Consider the following 15,851-nt stretch of genomic DNA (forward strand, 5'->3'; position numbering starts at 1 on the left):
GCAAACCTGCGATTTGGGAAGTTTGATGTGTTCCTCACACACCAACAGTCTATGGGAATGCACCTATGTCGACCACGGTATATACCCAGCCATGGCCAAAAATGGACGTTTGCCTGCGGCTTGTCTATGACACGAGCCGTAACGGGCCGCACAAGGACGAGGCGTATGCCTTGGACACGCGAGAGCGTGAGGGCTGCTATCTCATGTACTCCGACGGGCTTTTGCCGGTGACGATTTTGAACACCTGGCTGAAGTAGGCCGGGTTGTTGAAGCCGACCATTTCGCTGACCTCATACACCATGTGCTGCCCCGATTGCAAATACTCGACCGCTTTGCGGATGCGGAAACGGTTCAAATAGTTGACGAAGTTTTCGCCGGTCACCCTCTTGAACAGCTGGCTCAAATATTTCGGATGTACGTACAGTTCTTTGGAAATGGCGGCAAAGCTGATTTCCTGATCGTAGTTCATCTCGACGTACTCCTTGATCTTTTCCACCAGACGGTTGCTTTTACGGCCCATAAACTCCTTGATGCAGCCTTGAATCCACATGTTGACCAGCTCGTCCAGCCACTTTACGAACTCGTTATGCGTATAGCGCGTGTGAATGTCCTGCAAAAACTGGGACATCGTATACGGGGGCGGCGTGAGCGGAAACTGTTCGTTCCAGAATAAAATCATCGAGCTCCACAAGCCGACGCCAAATGTTTGCAGCTCCGTCAGCGTCGTTTGCGTCTTCGCCTGCAATTCCGCATGAATTGCGGCCCATTTTCCCTCCACCTTGTCCATATCCTTGCCGGGCAGCACATCGTTCCACATCTTGAGGAGCGGCGTATAGCTGTCCGCGGACGACTGAAGCTGACTCCACTCGCGGTACGAATAAACCCGCGCGGCGCCTTGAAATTCGGCCGCCTCCAGCGCTTCGCGACTTTCCAAATACGAATCGATCACCTCGCAAATGCCGCTGCGGATCGAACCGATCCCCGCGATCGCTTCGATCTTGAGGTACGTCATGATTTTTTCCGTCGTCTTCCGCGAAAGCGCTTCGGCCGCCCGGTAAAGCGGCTCATCCGCTTCTTCCCTTTGGAACAGCAGCAGCACCAACACGTTTTCCGAATAGTCGATCACAAATCCTTGTATTTCCGGCCAGCCGGAGAGCTCGTCGCGCAGCATTTCTTCCGCAATATTGCCGGCGCCGAACCTCAGCAGCTGCCAGTCCCTCTCCCGCAGCTTGGTCAGAAATGCCGGACGGGTGATCCGCAGGCTGACGGCGACGATACGCCGGGGTTTTTCAATTTCCAAATATTCGAGCCGCTCATTCGGCAGCTCGTCCTGCTGGTACCGCGTCGTCAGCAGCTCGTAAAACAGCTTCTCCCGCAAATAAGGCAGCATCCGGTCGACTTCGCGTTTGTAACGCTCCTCCAGCCGCTTTTTTTGCTCAGCCACGTCCATATCCTGCATGATTTCGCCGAGTACGGCTTCGATCTCCTTCACCCCGGCCGGCTTGAGCAGGAAATGGTCGACTCCGTAGCGCATCGCCTGGCGGGCGTTCTCAAACTCCTCGAAGCCGCTTAAAATCACGATCCGGATGTCCGGAAGCTCGGCCCGCAGCTGTTGCACGAGCTCCAGTCCGCTCATCCCGGGCATGTACACATCCGTCATGACGAGATCCGGTCTCAGCTCGCGGCAGAGCTTATACGCCTCCGTGCCGCTTACGGCGGTGCCGATCACGCGCAGGTTCAGCCCGGCCCAGCCGATGTGATGCTGAAGCGCCTCCAAAATATGCGGTTCGTCGTCCACAAGCAAAATCGACCTCAACTGTCCTCACCGTCCAACAATCGTTTTAACTGCTCTTCGGTTTCGATCACCGGCAGACGGATCGTCACTTCCACCCCGGGCCCGTCCTCCCGGCCAGCCACCCGCAGCCCGTACCGCGGCCCGCAGTACAGCTCGATCCGCTTCTGCACGTTGCGTAGGCCGATGCCGGTCGCCTGCTGCAAATCCCAGCCTGCGGGAAGCCCTCTGCCGTTGTCGGTCAGCTTCATTTCGAGCGTCCGCGCGTCAAAATCGCCGTGAACTTCCCGGATCTCCAGCCGGATGCGAAGCTGTTCGGCGGTCCCGGGCGATTTTCCGTGGATGACGGAATTTTCAATGATCGGCTGCAGGATGACCTTCGGAATGTAGTAGCTTCTTACCCGGGGCTCGACATGGTGCTTGTAATCGATCGGAAACGGCAGCCGCTCCTGCTGGATGCTGATATAGCAGCAGGCGTGCTCAAGCTCGTCGCGGACGCGGATAAACAGCTTCCCGCCGCTCAGTCCGATGCGCAGCATTTTTCCGAGCTTCATCGTCATCAAGCTGATATCTTCGGCTTTGTAATCCAGCGCGCGCCAATGTATCATATCGAGCGTGTTGTACAGGAAATGCGGCTTGATCTGTGCTTCCAGCAGGCTCGTCTCGGCGTCCCGCTTCGCCTTGCTCTCCTTTTTGACGCTGTCCATCAGCTCTCTCAGCCTTGCCACCATATGATTGAAGCTTACGGAGAGCTGCCCGTACTCCTCGGTAAACGAGCTTGTCGCATGCGCGGCGAAATCGCCCCGCTCGAGTTTCTTCATCTCCATCATCAGCCGCCGCAAAGGCGTAATCATATTGCGCACGAACAGAAAGGCAAACAACGCCGAGACCAGCAAAATGAGCCCTCCGATGCCCAAAACGACGCCGCCGACTTTGCGGACTCCGGCCAGCAGGATGTCGGTCGGAATCATCTGCACGAGCCGCCACTGCAGCGTGCTCGGCTTGGAAAACAACACGAGATAGGAACGCGCGCCTTTGCGATAGATGTGGACCCCGTCGCTCAGGCTGGCAGAACGCTCGCGAATCCATTCCTCGTCCGCAGCAGCCCCTTCTTCGCCGCTCCCCGTTCCGTTAACCGTAAGCACAATATGGCCTCCGGCATCGACAAGCAGCACTTGTCCCTCCAGCACAAGCGGCACGTCGGCGAATTTGCGCAGCACGTCGTCCTTGGACATGCGCACAAACACGTAGCCGATCGTTTCACCTTTGCCGTTGAAAATATGCTGCACATAGCCGATCAGCGAGTCCGGGGAAGCGTTCCCCTTGATCGGAACCCAAATGGCGTCGGCTTTGCCCAAGGAGCCGAACCATTCTTCGTTTTGGATTTGCGCGATCGGATACACCAGATCGGTGGCCGTGTAAGGCACTTCGTTAAAACGGTCCGTATAAATTTCGATCGAGCTGATTCCCGCAGTAATGACCATAAAGTGATGGAGCAGGTCGGAAATTTCGCGCCGTTTGGTAATGATGTCGAAGCTTGAGTTCGCCGGAGCGGCCAGCCGATCGACGATATCCTTGTTGCTGACCACCGTTAAAGCGGTGCCGGTCATCTGCTGGTTGAAATCGAAGCCGCGCTTCGTGCTTTCGTTCAGCAGCGCGAGCCGGGCCCTGCTGATCTCCTCAAAGGTCGCTGCGGAAAAGGAGTTGTAGGCGATCCATATGATCGCGGTCAGAAACAGCAGGTTTAAAAAAATAAAGCAAGCTACCATGATCGTGGATAGTTTGCTTTTGCGAAAAAATGCCGGAATTCGCTGAAAATGGCGTACATTCATGAGATCCATCATCCCATCCGGTAAAAGATTACTTCGATCTTATCCTTTTATGCCGGAGGTGGCAATGCCCTGCACAAAGTACTTTTGGCAGATGATAAAGATGACAAAACAAGGCACGAGCGACAGCACCGACATGGCGAACATCGGCCCCCAGTCGGATTGCGAGCTGGAGTCGAGAAACAGCCGGAGGCCGAGCGGCACCGTATATTTCGACACCTCACTCAAATAGAGCAGCTGGCTGAAGAAATCGTCCCACGTCCACAGAAAGGTGAAGATCGTCGTCGTGATGAGCGCCGGCAAAGCGAGCGGCATGATGATGCTCGTGTAAATCCGTATCGGACCGCAGCCGTCGATCGTCGCCGCCTCATCCAGATCGCGCGGCACGCCGCGAATAAACTGCACGATCAAGAAGACGAAAAACGCGTCGGTTGCGAGCCATTTGGGCACGATCAAAGGATAATACGTGTTGATCCAGCCCAGCTTGTGAAACAAAATATATTGCGGAATCAGCGTCACATGATGCGGCAGCATCAGGGTCATCAGCATCAGCCCGAAACCGATCGCGCGGAACCGGAAATCGAGCCGGGCAAAGGCGTATGCGGCCATTGAGCAGGAAACGACGTTGCCGATGACGGCGCCGATGGAGATGAGCGCGGAATTTTTCAAAAACAGCGCAAACGTGTTCCCCTGAGTCCCCGCCCAACCCTTCGCGTAATTGGAAAAAACCCACTCGCTCGGCCAAATCCACACCTCGGAGAAAATCATATTGGCCGGCTTGAACGAGCTGCCCAGCATCCATAAGACAGGGTACAGCATGATAAACGCCAGTAGAATGACAAAGGAGTGGCGAAGCCATTCCGTTTTTCCGGTTGCGTAGGTCATCGCTTATTTCCCCCCATCCTCATAATGCACCCACGATTTGCTCGTGCGGAACACCAGCAGCGTAAACAATCCGATCAAGATGACGAGCACCCAGGCCATCGCGGATGCATATCCCATTTGGAAAAAGGCGAACCCCTTCTTATACAAGTAAAGCGAGTACATCAGCGTGGAATTGACCGGTCCTCCCGTGCCGTTGCTGATGATGAACGACTGCGTGAACGATTGAAACGACGTGATGATTTGCATGACCAGATTGAAAAAAATGACCGGAGATAAAATCGGCAGCGTGATATTGAAAAACTGGCGGGCTTTGCCCGCTCCGTCCACGGAGGACGCTTCATAATAATCCGCTGGAATTTGCTTCAGGCCGGCCAAAAAGATGATCATCGACGAACCGAACTGCCAGACGGACAGCAGCACCAGCGAATAGAGCGCATATTTCGGATTGCCCACCCAATCGGGGGCCTCAATGCCGATAAAAGCGAGCGCGTGGTTCACGAGTCCGTCCCCGCCGAGCATTTTCCGCCACAGCATCGAGATGGCCACGCTTCCTCCCAGAAGCGAAGGGATGTAATAAATCGTCCGGTAAAAGCCGAGACCGCGAATCCCTTTATCGAGCAGCATCGCGACGGCCAATGCGAAAATGAGCTTCAGCGGCACGGAAACGAAAACATAAAGAAACGTCACCTTCATCGATACGAGAAACAGCTTGTCTTCCGTGAACATCGTCACATAATTCGCGAATCCGGCCCATCTCGGCGACGAGAGGATGCTGTAGTCCGTGAAGGAGAAATACAGCGACGCCGCCATCGGCCCCAAGGTCAAACAGACAAGCCCGATCAGCCACGGCGTCAGAAAAAATAGAGCCGCGCCGTTCTGCTTGTGGCGTACTTTCGTCTTCTTCGCGGGCACCGCTTGCGCTCCCGCGACAGTACCTGGTTGTGCACTCATTAAGCTTCCTGCCTTTACCAATAAGATACGGCAACCGCATATCGGGATATGCGGTTACCGAAGCGCGAACCCGGGAATTACTTCGCTTTGCTTAAAATTTGGCTCGAACCGGTCATAAACTGGTCGATCACCGCATCCATTTTGCCTTGTCCGAAAGCGATCTGCTCGCTCGACGATTTGAAGTTTTTGTCGATTTCCGCATAGCCCTGCGGGTAAGGGGGATCGATATCGCTGGAGTTCTTGGACACGGTGTCGATGAAGCCGAACACCATCTTGTCCAAATCGCTGAGCGAGCTTTTCAACTGATCGCGTATTTTCGAATTGACCGGCACTCCGCGCTCCGCTCCGAGAATGGCGGTCGCTTCGGGATCGTTGATGAGGAAATCGATCACCATAGCCACTTCCTTCGGATGAGCCGTCTTGGCATAACCGGAAATAAATTGGCTCGGCTTCAAATATTCCCCGCTTTTCTTTTCGCCGGCGCCGTGCGGGATGACTTGAATTTTCAGCTCGTCGTTTTTGTTTTTCATCGCGTTTTTAAAGGCCAGCATCTGGTTGGACCAGGTGAAATCCATAGCTCCCGTTCCGAGAGCGATCGGTCTTGTTTCCTGCGCGTTCGTCATCGTCGCCGTCATTTCCGGGGTCGTCGCTCCTCCGCTTTTGCGCAGGTCGTCCCACAGCTTGAACCATTGCTGGAAATCTTCCTTCGTTGCGCCGAGCTTGCCGTCCTTGAACAAAGTGCGGTCGTTTTGGCGGACCATGATTTCGAAAATATTCGTCGTCCCGGAGCCGTCGACCATACCGTAATACCCTTTTCCCTTCGCCTTGGATATTTTGGTGGCGATGTCGGCAAGGTCGTTCCACGTCCAGTTCTCCTTCGGCTCCTCGATGCCGAGCTCCTTGAACACCGATGCATTATAAATGATGCCGGGGGCGTTCACGCCCATCGTAATGGCGTACAGCTTGTTATCGACGGAACCGGCTTTGATCATGCTTTTGTCATGATCTTCGGTTCTCAGATCCTTGCTCTGCACATAAGGCCCCAAATCGAGCAGCGCCCCCCGTTTGGCGTATTCGGTCAGGAAAGCGTAATCCATCTGGATCAAATCGGGGGCGTTGGAGCCTGCCACCTGGGTGGACAGCTTGTCGAAGTAGCCGTCCCAACCGGAATATTCCGCCTTGATCGTAATATTCGGATGTTTCTGCTCGAATAGCTTAAGCGCCTTGGTCGTCAGGTCGTGGCGGGTTTGCGAACCCCACCAGGTCATGCGCAGCTCGATCTTTTTATCTCCGCCGCCACTGCTGGCCGCCGCTGCATCGGGCTTCTTCTCGGCCGCTCCGCCGGATGCGGTCGTTCCTCCCCCCGAAGCACATCCGCTAAACACCAGCGCCGATGCGATCAAACCGAGCGCCGCTTTTCTCTTTCTGGAATTCATTTGTATTCCTCCTCCAAGGTTGTTTGCTTTCGCCCCCGTTTGGCATTATGTCTGTCATGTATGGGCTTACATTTCAAATTGTAAGCGGTTTTGTTCATAGGGTGAATCCAAAATAGTAAGATTCTTTATCAAAAAAGTAATGGTGAGCGCCCCCCTAAAGCGTAGCGCCCCCCTAAGTCCCCCCACCGGGGGGACCCCAGGCGCTCGGGCGCCCTTTTGTCAGGTTAAGCGAGAAATAGCGGAACTATGGTTCGCTAAGTGGGGCGATTTCGGACATTTTTGAAAATTAGCGGAACTCAGGTACTCTATTTGTCTGTTTTCCCAATCCACAAGCTATTTTCTGCCGATTTAGCGCATCTCAGTTCCTCTATTTTTTCGATGGGCCCATTTTTCCGAGAATAGCGAACATGGGTTCCTCTATTTTATAAATTACTTATTCTCGAGGAATAACAGTTTTCAAGCGTCATTCAGTCTTCTATGGTTCAGCCCTCGATTTCGTCCATACCTGTTAACCTGACAACATTGCGCTCGGGCGCCCTGGACCCGCCTGCCGGGAGATCAAGCTCGCTTCTAGTTCGCGTCTGCCTGGCATGCATTTTTTGCTGTTCGCAAAAAATCCTATGCCCGGCTCGCTTTGCTATGTATCAATGCAGGTACTTAGCGTAACAAGCAAATCTAAAAAAAGCGAACCGCCGGCGCCGGATGGCGCGGGTCGGTTCGCTTTGGTCTACACATATGGGTTATGCTCGCGTTCGTAGCCGATCGTCGTTTTCGGTCCGTGGCCGGGGTAAACGGTCACGTCGTCGTCCAGCTCGAACAGCTTGCCGTGTATCGACTCGAGCAGCTCGTTCATGCTGCCGCCGGTCAGGTCGGTCCGTCCGACCGACAGCCGGAACAGCACGTCGCCGCCGAACAGCTGCTTCTCGTACAGGAAGCTGACGCTGCCCGGAGAATGGCCCGGCGTATGGAATACTTTCAGCTTCACGCCGAGCAGCTCCAGCGTCTGGCCTTCGTCCAGCGCATATTCCGCCGGATCGGTCACGATGGGCGCGCCGAGCTCCGGATAGCGGGCGGAGCCGTTGCGCCGCGGATCGGTCAACCAATCCGCTTCCGCATCGTGCAGGTAAACCGGGCAGCCCTTGAGCTTGCGGATTTCGTCCACGCCGCCGATATGGTCGAAGTGGGCGTGCGTCAGCAGGATCGCTTCGATATCCATGTCGGCGATACGCCGGACGAGAGCGCCCGGGTTCATGCCGGGGTCGATGATGACGCCCCGCTTCTCTTCGGGCAGCGACAGCAGGTAAGCGTTCGTTTGCAGCGGCCCGAGCGGGAACGTTTCTATTTTGAGCATATCGCTGAGCGGCCCCCTCTTAAAAAGTTGAGAGCAGTTCGCGCAGCTCTTTTACGATCGTTGCATGGTATCCGGTGCCTTCGCCGTACTGACGGCCCATTTCCTGGCGGGCGACGGCGATTTTGTCCTGATAGTCCGGGGCGTTTCGGTCCGGGTTGTTCTTTTTGAACTCGATCATAACGGCCTGCACGTTCGCCGGGCGAGGTCCCCATTGACCCAACACGTGGCCGCTGAAATCGGTGAAAATGACGATCGGAATCGCTTCTCCGCCCATCGTCAAAAACTGCGCCATCACGTCGGGATGCTCTTCCTTGAGCAGCACCTCGACCGGGATGCCGGAAACCTCCAGCGCACGGAACACGACCGGCACATTGCGCACGACGTCGCCGCACCAATCGGCGCACAAAATAAGGCAGCGCAGATCGTCACGGTTGTTCAGCGACTCGAAAAACTCCTTGTCGTCCTCGCTCGGCCACTCGAAGCTGTCGTACCACTCCTGAAACTTCTCCTGGTTTTTCGTCATGCCGTCGATAAATTGCTGCGGGGATAAGCCTTTGCGCAATTTTTCCGCCAAATTGGCTGCCATGGGAAACGCCTCCTTATGTAATGTAAACCTTCTTTTATTCTACCTGAAACGGCTTGTCCTTGTCCAAAACGAATCGGCGCCGCCCGCTGCCGACAGGCGTGCTTTAACCCGATACCGCTAATCCCGTGCGGCCCCGCTTACGCTTTCTTCTTGTTTCTTGTCAAAATTTTATAAATCAGATACAGTGCCGTAAGACCGATGGATGCCCAGATGAGCGGGCGAACGTACGGGGCTGCCACCTCGTCGATCTGCTCCCAGTTGTCGCCGAGCGTTTTGCCGAGATAGACAAACAAAATCGCCCACGGAATCGTCCCCAGCGTCGTATATAATGTGAACTTCCACAGCGGCATCTTCGCCAGCCCCGCCGGGATTGATATCGCCTGCCTCACGACCGGAATAAACCGCGCCGTAAACACCATGCCGGCCCCGTACCGTTCGAACCACGATTCCGCTACGTTCAGGTAATGTTTCTTGAGCCCCAAAAATTTGCCGTATTTCTCAACCACCGGGCGCCCCCCGTACCTTCCGATCCAATACAAAATATACTGCTGCAGCACGCAGCCGATCGTCCCGAAGATGACGGCGCCGGCGAAGGAAATGCCTCCGGGCTGCGATACCAAATAGCCGCCGTAGGACAGCACCAGCTCGCTTGGGATCACCTCGAGCATCAAGCCGAGCAATATGCCCCAGTAGCCGAGCCCTTCAATAAATGTCAGTGCCGAATGAATAAGTTCCTTGAGCACGTTCGCAACTCCTCCGCTTCATCTGCGAAAATCCGCAACCGTTTTGTGAAAAATTTCCACTCCGGGTGCTTAACCCCATTTATTTTACCATACCCGCGCCCTTAACGACAGCTTGGCTCCGACCGCCTGCCGTGCGGCGAGCGGCATACGCCGGGAGTGCACGATCTGCGAAACGATCGCGCTCCGACGGCCGCAGGGCAAGCAAGCTCTTCGGCGTCATACGGGCAAGAAGGGGCGACTCTTCGTGCGGCCCTGCTCCCAGTCGTACGAAGCGGCATACATGACCGGCATCCCGCTCCCTTCTAAACATATCGTAAAATTCGATGCCAAATATCAAAAACATTCGTTTTTCGGATGCCACAATGCATGATAATATACCCCATAATCGCTGCAAACAAGGAGATGATCTTCATGCTGAAAAAATATGCGGTCTTGCTGCGCTTCCTGCTTCCCGGCATCGGCGGCTTCCTTGCGATTTACGCAGCAGCCGGCCTCGGCGGGCTGCTGGAGGCGAGCCTGCTCATGGCGCCGTTCGGCGCCTCATGCGTGCTCGCCTTCGCGCTGCCCGAGAGCCCGCTCGCCCAGCCCCGCAACATCGTCGGCGGCCACGCGCTCAGCGCCGCCATCGGGCTTGCGCTGCTGCACACGGCCGGCGCACATCCGTGGACGGCGGCGCTCGGCGTCGCGCTCGCGATCGCGCTTATGCAGCTGACGCGCACCGTCCATCCGCCGGCGGGCGCCGACCCGCTCGTCGTGATGGCGTCCGGCTCCGGCTGGGGCTTCCTATGGACGCCGGTGCTGGGCGGCGCCGTGCTGATCGTGCTGGTGGCCGCAGCCTACCACCGGCTGTGCAAGCAGCCGTACCCGAAGCGGTGGTGGTAAGCGGAATGCAAGCGGGCCCCGCGACACGGGAAAACGATAGGGCGAGCCGCTTAAGCCGAACAAGCCGGTTTCCCGGTCTTCGCGGTTCGCCTTCGTTTCCGGCGGCGCTGATGCGGCAAGAGCCGAAAAATAACGACAGCGGCATGTCCCCGTCTTTAAGCGCATACACTTGTACCAAAACGTGTACAAGGCGGGATGAGCGATGAACATTATATTCGTGAAAAAGAAAGCCCTGTATGTGAGCGCGATGATCGTGCTGCTCGCTGCATGCACGATCGTCTATTTCGCGCGCGAGCGCTCGATGTCGACCGCCGCCTTTCCCGGCACCGGCGAACGCACCGTTCACCTCGTCACCGGCGAGTTCGGCTCGAAGCTGCCGGACGGCAAAGAGATCGAGGCGTATCGGTGGGATCCCGGTACGGTTTATGTGCGCAAGGGCGAGAAAATTCATTTAAGCATTTACGGCGTGAACGGGGAAAGCCATCCGTTTTTGATCGAAGGCTTGAACGTTCGCGGAGAAGTGAGGAAAGGCAAAGAAACGATCGTCACCTTTAAAGCGGAGAAAGAGGGGATTTACCGTATCATCTGCCTGACCCATCCGGATATCGCTCATAACGGGCCGATGGTCGGGTATATCGTCGTCGAAGATTAAGAGGGATAATCGGGGAGAGCGGTCCGCTTTTGCGCGAACCGCCCTTTTCGTTTCGAAGCGTTATTCCGCTGAATTCCGTTCAGTCACGGCTGCGTTTTCGAAGCTCGCGCGGATCGACATCGTCGTCCGTATCCAAATCGGCTTCGTCCGCAATCCTTTCCCAATCCACATATTTAAAGTTTTGATTGATGATCGTGCCGTTTTGCAAATTTTCGTCGTCCTGCGTTACGAAAATGCCGTGCGGGTACTTGCTGCCCAGTCCGAAGCTGAGCACGTCGATGCCGTCGGTTCCGCTGACGCCGTCCACCCCGCCATGGTCGACGACCTTGAAGCTGGCGACGTAGTCGTTGTCGTCCTCGCGCTCATATACCGCATACGTGCTGTTTCCTTGGCTGGAAGCAAGCAGGTATCCTTCACCGTCGTCGCCGTAATAAATGGTCAGCCCTTCGATATCCGCCGTCAAATGGTTGCCGTCCGCCGAATCGACCTTGCGAAGAGGAGCGGTGCCGCCGTTTGGTTCCGCATCGTATTTCCAGATGGCTGCGTCTTCTTCCGCGAGATACATATACCCGTATTCGTCGTCGGCCACCAGGCCTTCGGACTGAGTAGCCGTGGTGAAGGTGCGCACCAGGGTCCCGTTATCCTTGCCGGCCCCGTTATGAGTCAGCTCGTATTGTTCAAATTCCCCGTCTTTGCCGGTGACAAGCGCATAAAACTTTCCGGAACGCAAGCTGTGGTACAAGGCGAAGCCGTACACCTCGGCCGCATGCGAAACAATCGGCGTGCCCGAAATATTCGTAAGGCCGCCGGTCGTTTTGTCGATCGAGTAAATGTCGATCGTATTGGTCGTCCGGTTGGTCGCCGCAGCGATGTCCACTTTTGTCTTGCCCAACGGGAAGTCGTAGCGAACGTCGATATTGTTCATTTTCCCGGTCGTGTAGGAATAAAGCTGGTTGCCGTCCAGGTCATAAACTAACAAACCTCCGCCTTTATTCGTCGCAATGACACGGCTTTTCGATTTGTCCGCCGGATGCACCCATATCGCCGGATCGTCCGCAGCATCGTCGCCGACCGCCACCGCGTCGGTCTCATCCTTCGGCTCGACGCTGACGGCGGGAGCCGCCGCCCAAGCGGAAGATTGAACCATCAAAGCAAACAAAATCATTGTGACCGCCGTCATTTTCCATTTTGCCATAAATCCCTCTCCTTTTTGTTTGATCTTCCTTGTTTCCATCCGCAAGTAAAGACTGCCGCGTCTTTTAGAGCATCCACCTCCTTCCGTCGCACTTTCCGATTCCGCTTTTCGCCGCTTTTCAACCACCTCCTTTCATGCAATCCGTAAAAGCGTACAAAAAAAGAGCAGCCTCAATCATGACGATGGTGCCGCTCTCGCTGAGTTCTACATTTTTCATTTCACAGCAAAATCAGGAAACCGCTTAACCAAATACGATAAAATATAAATCCCCCAGCTAATCAAATTTTTACTCGAGAAGCCGTTAATATACTAAATATTTAATCCCCTCGGGTGGAAAACGCTTACAAATCACCTTTATGAACACTTATCTAATGAAAATCAAATTGCAATTCCCCATAAGATAAGTTAAGCGCTTACCTATGACTTCCAAAATCAGGATATAACACTTTTCATTACTTGTCAATCCCTATGCCTTTTCAAAATTGTTGGGCACAATCCCCGCATCCTGCGGTTTCACGGACTAGCGTCCAAGCGAGCTCCTTGCGCATATCTTGTGATAGGAAGGAGTAATGTCCCATGAACAAGATGAATCAGCAAAAACACGCCCCCTCCTACCCGAACGCCCGTCAAATTCGGCGGGCCTGCAGCAAAGAGCTGTACCGCACGATCAAGCGGCTGGGCAAATGGATCGCTCCCAATCTGGTGGAGCAGGCAGAAACGTTATATTTCAAGAAAGTCGCGCTCAACTTGCCCTGGATCTACGAAAACAGCAGCAACCGGAAGGTGCTGGCCGATTGGTGGGAAGAGAACGTGTGCCCCGAGATCGCGGTGCTGTGGAACGTCGAACCCGCTGCGCTCGGCAAGGCGTTTCGCGATGCGTTCGGGGGATGAATGAATCCCATCCGACGGTTCGTAAGCAAGCGGCGATAAGGACCGCCCACCACGCCTGTACTGGTAGGCAGCGCTAAGCCGCGGCAACCGCAGGTAGAGGAAACGTTGCCCTCTCTTCGTGGAAAATCCCCGAAAAAAAAGAAATAACGGAGGGCGCGACTTCCGTTATTTCTTTTTGCGTATGGGGCCGGGCTCAGCTGAATTGCGGCGGCTTAGCCTTACCGCCCCCGCTCCGCCTGTGCCATCCGCTCGATTGCATCCGACTCGTATACATGAACGCCGGTGGCGCCGCACAACGCAGCAAGCAGCATGGCCCGCGCTACCGAACGCGCGGGAATCGGCTTGTATTTGCGGAGCGGGCCGCTGAAAACAACCGGCAGCAGGCCGGACAAAGCCGCTGCTGCCTTCTCGCCCAGCCGGAACTCTTCGCGTTCGCCCAGCAGCAATGACGGGCGGAATATGTGCAGCCCGGCAAAGCCGAGGTCCAGCAGCGCGTCCTCGATCTCGCCCTTCACCCGGCTGTAAAATATGCGCGACGCTGAGCTGGCTCCCATCGACGTCACAATCAGCATCTGCGGCGCCCCCGCCCGCTTCGCGAGCTGCCCGAGCGCCAGCGGGTAAGCGTAGTCGACCTGGCGGAACGCTTCCTGCGAGCCGGCTTTTCCGATCGTCGTGCCGAGCGCGCAAAACAGATCCGCTCCGCCGAGGTCGAGCTGCGCCTCCTCCAGCCTCTCGAAATCGACGATGCGCTCGCGAAGCTTCGGATGCTGCCGGCCAAGAGGTTTCCGCACAAGCACCGTAACCGATGCATACGCGGCGTTTTCCAGCAGCATCCGAACAAGTTCCTGCCCGATCAACCCGGTCCCTCCGGCTACGACGGCTTTACGCTCCAAACTGCCCACTCCTTCTCTCCAATCCTCCGCAGCGCGTCGATGTCGACTCGGCATAATGGAAGACGAAATTGTCGTTCATTTTTTTCTTCATATCTCACTCCTGAAAATGCTCCCGAATCTTGTCCAACACTTGCTCCCAGTGCGATTTCATCGCTTCCCGCATATAAATATCGTCCAGCTTTTCCTGATGGAAGCTGATCGTCGTTTTGTTCGAACCCGAGGACAATACATACAGCTGCAGCGTGGAAGGGTTGTCCCATTCCTTGGGCTGCCAGGACATGCGAATTTTTTGCATCGGAACGACCGATTTGATCTGCCCGGACGTGCTGTCCGCGCTCATGAACCTCTCCCCTGCCTGCAGCGGAAGGGAAGAAAGCTCGCCTATCCACAGCCGCAGCCCTTCCGGAGACAACAGAAACGCCCACGCTTGTTCCTTCGAAACCGGCAGCGTGCGCCGCACGCCGATTTGAACGCCGGCGTCGGCCGTTTGACCGACCGGCTTGCGGCCCATTTTCTGCCCGTACATCGTGGCGATAATTTCGCTCCATTTCGGCGATAGACCGTATTCGTCCGCCAAAATTCCGGCAATTTGCTCGTGCGGCCAAAGCCGGTCGACCGTTTGATCCAAGGTATGAATCCATTCCTCCCAGGACTTTCCCGTTTCTTCGATAACCGCTTTTCTAAAAAGAGAACCTGCCACGCGATTTCCCCCGTTCTTTTTTGCTGCGTTATTGCCTGTATGCCCTATTATGAAACAAAACACTGACAGCATCGGTCAGCGTTTAAGGTTATGTCTTGTAATATTCCAGCAGCGACTCCGCGATCTCCGCCAAACATTCCTTCAGCCCGGCCGGCTCTAGTATGCGGATTTTGCCTCCATACGAAAGAAGATGATACGGCGCCTGGGCGTACAGAGTCAGCTCGTCCATCCTGAAATGAGCGCTGTCCGCCGACCGTTCCGCCAGCGCATGCCCGAACAACCAGTGTCCGCACAAATCGTCAAGAGCTTGCGGATTGCCTGCAATATGGACGGAAACCAACCCGTCCTCATGGCCGTAATCGGGAAGCAGGCTGCCGAGCAGAAACTGACGCGCGGAAAAAGCCGCCGGCCGCTCGAAAACGGCTCCGTTCGGAGCTGCCTTGCGGATGCGGTCGACGCGAAAGCTGCGAACCTCCGTGCGAAGGCGGCAATACCCGACGACATACCATTTGCTTTTCCAATGAACCAGTCCGTACGGATCGACATCGCGCTCGCTGACTGCATCATCGTAACCGGTCCGGTATTCGATCCGCACGCCCGATCTTTCCGCAATCGACATCTCGAGCAGCCCAAGGACCGATTCCGGCGAAGTACCGGCAGGCGGATGAATGACCTCGAGTCCGGACTCGTGGCGTTCGAGAACGCTGAGCTGCTCGGGGGTGCTGTACCTTTTCAGCTTGGAAACGGCTTTGTTCAGCGCCTCGCCAAACGGATACCCCGCTTCCCGGGCAAAGGCTGCCGCGTGCACGAGCGCCTTTTGCTCATCCGGATCGAAAAACAGCGGAGCCTGTCTGAAATGATCGGAAATCCGGTAGCCGCCGCTGCGGCCGGCCTCCGAAATGATCGGCACGCCGCTGACGCAAAGCGCATCGATGCAGCGGTACACGGTGCGAACATGAATCTCCAGTTCCTCGGCCAATTGCGCCGCCGTCATCCTCTTGCGCGATTTCAGCAGCCATAGGATGGCCAGCATATGGTCAGCTTTCGGCATATTCGTGCGGTTTC

At 55.7% G+C, this 15,851-nt stretch carries 15 protein-coding genes; 3 read left to right on the forward strand and 12 right to left on the reverse strand.

Features of this window, described 5'->3' with window-relative positions:
- Positions 1-196 precede the first annotated feature (196 nt).
- From MYS68_RS24875 to uptA, 8 genes are all read right to left on the reverse strand, one after another.
- Positions 197-1,816 carry a response regulator gene (locus MYS68_RS24875; protein ID WP_248928423.1) on the reverse strand — a complete coding sequence of 540 codons (1,620 nt, stop codon included), beginning with the start codon at positions 1,814-1,816 and terminating at the stop codon, positions 197-199.
- Positions 1,813-3,624, reverse strand: coding sequence for a sensor histidine kinase (locus tag MYS68_RS24880; RefSeq protein WP_248928424.1), 1,812 nt, complete (start codon positions 3,622-3,624; stop codon positions 1,813-1,815). The genes MYS68_RS24875 and MYS68_RS24880 overlap by 4 nt, the downstream gene beginning before the upstream one ends.
- A gap of 39 nt (positions 3,625-3,663) precedes the next feature.
- Positions 3,664-4,506 (reverse strand): carbohydrate ABC transporter permease, encoded by an 843-nt coding sequence (locus MYS68_RS24885; protein WP_248928425.1) that lies wholly within the window; start codon positions 4,504-4,506, stop codon positions 3,664-3,666.
- Between the two features lie 3 nt (positions 4,507-4,509).
- Positions 4,510-5,457: a carbohydrate ABC transporter permease gene (locus MYS68_RS24890; protein ID WP_248928426.1), complete on the reverse strand. Its 948-nt coding sequence runs from the start codon at positions 5,455-5,457 to the stop codon at positions 4,510-4,512.
- A 77-nt stretch (positions 5,458-5,534) separates the two neighbouring features.
- A complete protein-coding gene (locus MYS68_RS24895) occupies positions 5,535-6,893 on the reverse strand; it encodes an ABC transporter substrate-binding protein (protein ID WP_248928427.1) in 1,359 nt (452 codons plus the stop codon).
- Positions 6,894-7,620: 727 nt separating this feature from the next.
- Entirely contained in the window at positions 7,621-8,244 is a 624-nt protein-coding gene (locus tag MYS68_RS24900; protein WP_248928428.1) for an MBL fold metallo-hydrolase, read from the reverse strand.
- 19 nt (positions 8,245-8,263) lie between these two features.
- Positions 8,264-8,830 (reverse strand): thioredoxin family protein, encoded by a 567-nt coding sequence (locus tag MYS68_RS24905; RefSeq protein WP_248928429.1) that lies wholly within the window; start codon positions 8,828-8,830, stop codon positions 8,264-8,266.
- Between the two features lie 137 nt (positions 8,831-8,967).
- A complete protein-coding gene (gene uptA / locus MYS68_RS24910; RefSeq protein ID WP_248928430.1) occupies positions 8,968-9,573 on the reverse strand; it encodes an undecaprenyl phosphate transporter UptA in 606 nt (201 codons plus the stop codon).
- Positions 9,574-9,984: 411 nt separating this feature from the next.
- Between uptA and MYS68_RS24915 the strand changes: the two genes are divergently transcribed.
- Both MYS68_RS24915 and MYS68_RS24920 read left to right on the forward strand, forming a co-directional pair.
- Positions 9,985-10,455 (forward strand): HPP family protein, encoded by a 471-nt coding sequence (locus MYS68_RS24915; protein ID WP_248928431.1) that lies wholly within the window; start codon positions 9,985-9,987, stop codon positions 10,453-10,455.
- 202 nt (positions 10,456-10,657) lie between these two features.
- Entirely contained in the window at positions 10,658-11,107 is a 450-nt protein-coding gene (locus tag MYS68_RS24920) for a cupredoxin domain-containing protein (protein ID WP_248928432.1), read from the forward strand.
- Between the two features lie 79 nt (positions 11,108-11,186).
- Here the strand turns inward: MYS68_RS24920 and MYS68_RS24925 are convergent, their stop codons facing one another.
- The gene (locus MYS68_RS24925) at positions 11,187-12,302 is read right to left on the reverse strand and encodes a phytase (protein ID WP_420852157.1); all 1,116 of its coding nucleotides are present in this window, start codon (positions 12,300-12,302) and stop codon (positions 11,187-11,189) included.
- Positions 12,303-12,878: 576 nt separating this feature from the next.
- On the opposite strand from MYS68_RS24925, the gene MYS68_RS24930 reads away from it, so the two are divergent.
- Entirely contained in the window at positions 12,879-13,193 is a 315-nt protein-coding gene (locus MYS68_RS24930) for a dehydrogenase (protein ID WP_248928433.1), read from the forward strand.
- Between the two features lie 218 nt (positions 13,194-13,411).
- Here MYS68_RS24930 and MYS68_RS24935 read toward each other — a convergent pair whose 3' ends face one another.
- The 3 genes from MYS68_RS24935 to MYS68_RS24945 form a co-directional block, all read right to left on the reverse strand.
- On the reverse strand, positions 13,412-14,095 hold the full coding sequence (locus MYS68_RS24935; RefSeq protein WP_338043613.1) for an oxidoreductase: 684 nt from the start codon (positions 14,093-14,095) through the stop codon (positions 13,412-13,414).
- Positions 14,096-14,180: 85 nt separating this feature from the next.
- The gene (locus MYS68_RS24940; RefSeq protein ID WP_248928435.1) at positions 14,181-14,786 is read right to left on the reverse strand and encodes an SRPBCC domain-containing protein; all 606 of its coding nucleotides are present in this window, start codon (positions 14,784-14,786) and stop codon (positions 14,181-14,183) included.
- Between the two features lie 88 nt (positions 14,787-14,874).
- Positions 14,875-15,837, reverse strand: a complete 963-nt coding sequence (locus MYS68_RS24945; RefSeq protein WP_248928436.1) for a helix-turn-helix transcriptional regulator — start codon at positions 15,835-15,837, stop codon at positions 14,875-14,877.
- Between the last annotated feature and the right edge of the window lie 14 nt (positions 15,838-15,851).

This window comes from Paenibacillus hamazuiensis (genome assembly GCF_023276405.1).
GTDB classification, from domain to species: Bacteria; Bacillota; Bacilli; order Paenibacillales; family NBRC-103111; genus Paenibacillus_AF; species Paenibacillus_AF hamazuiensis.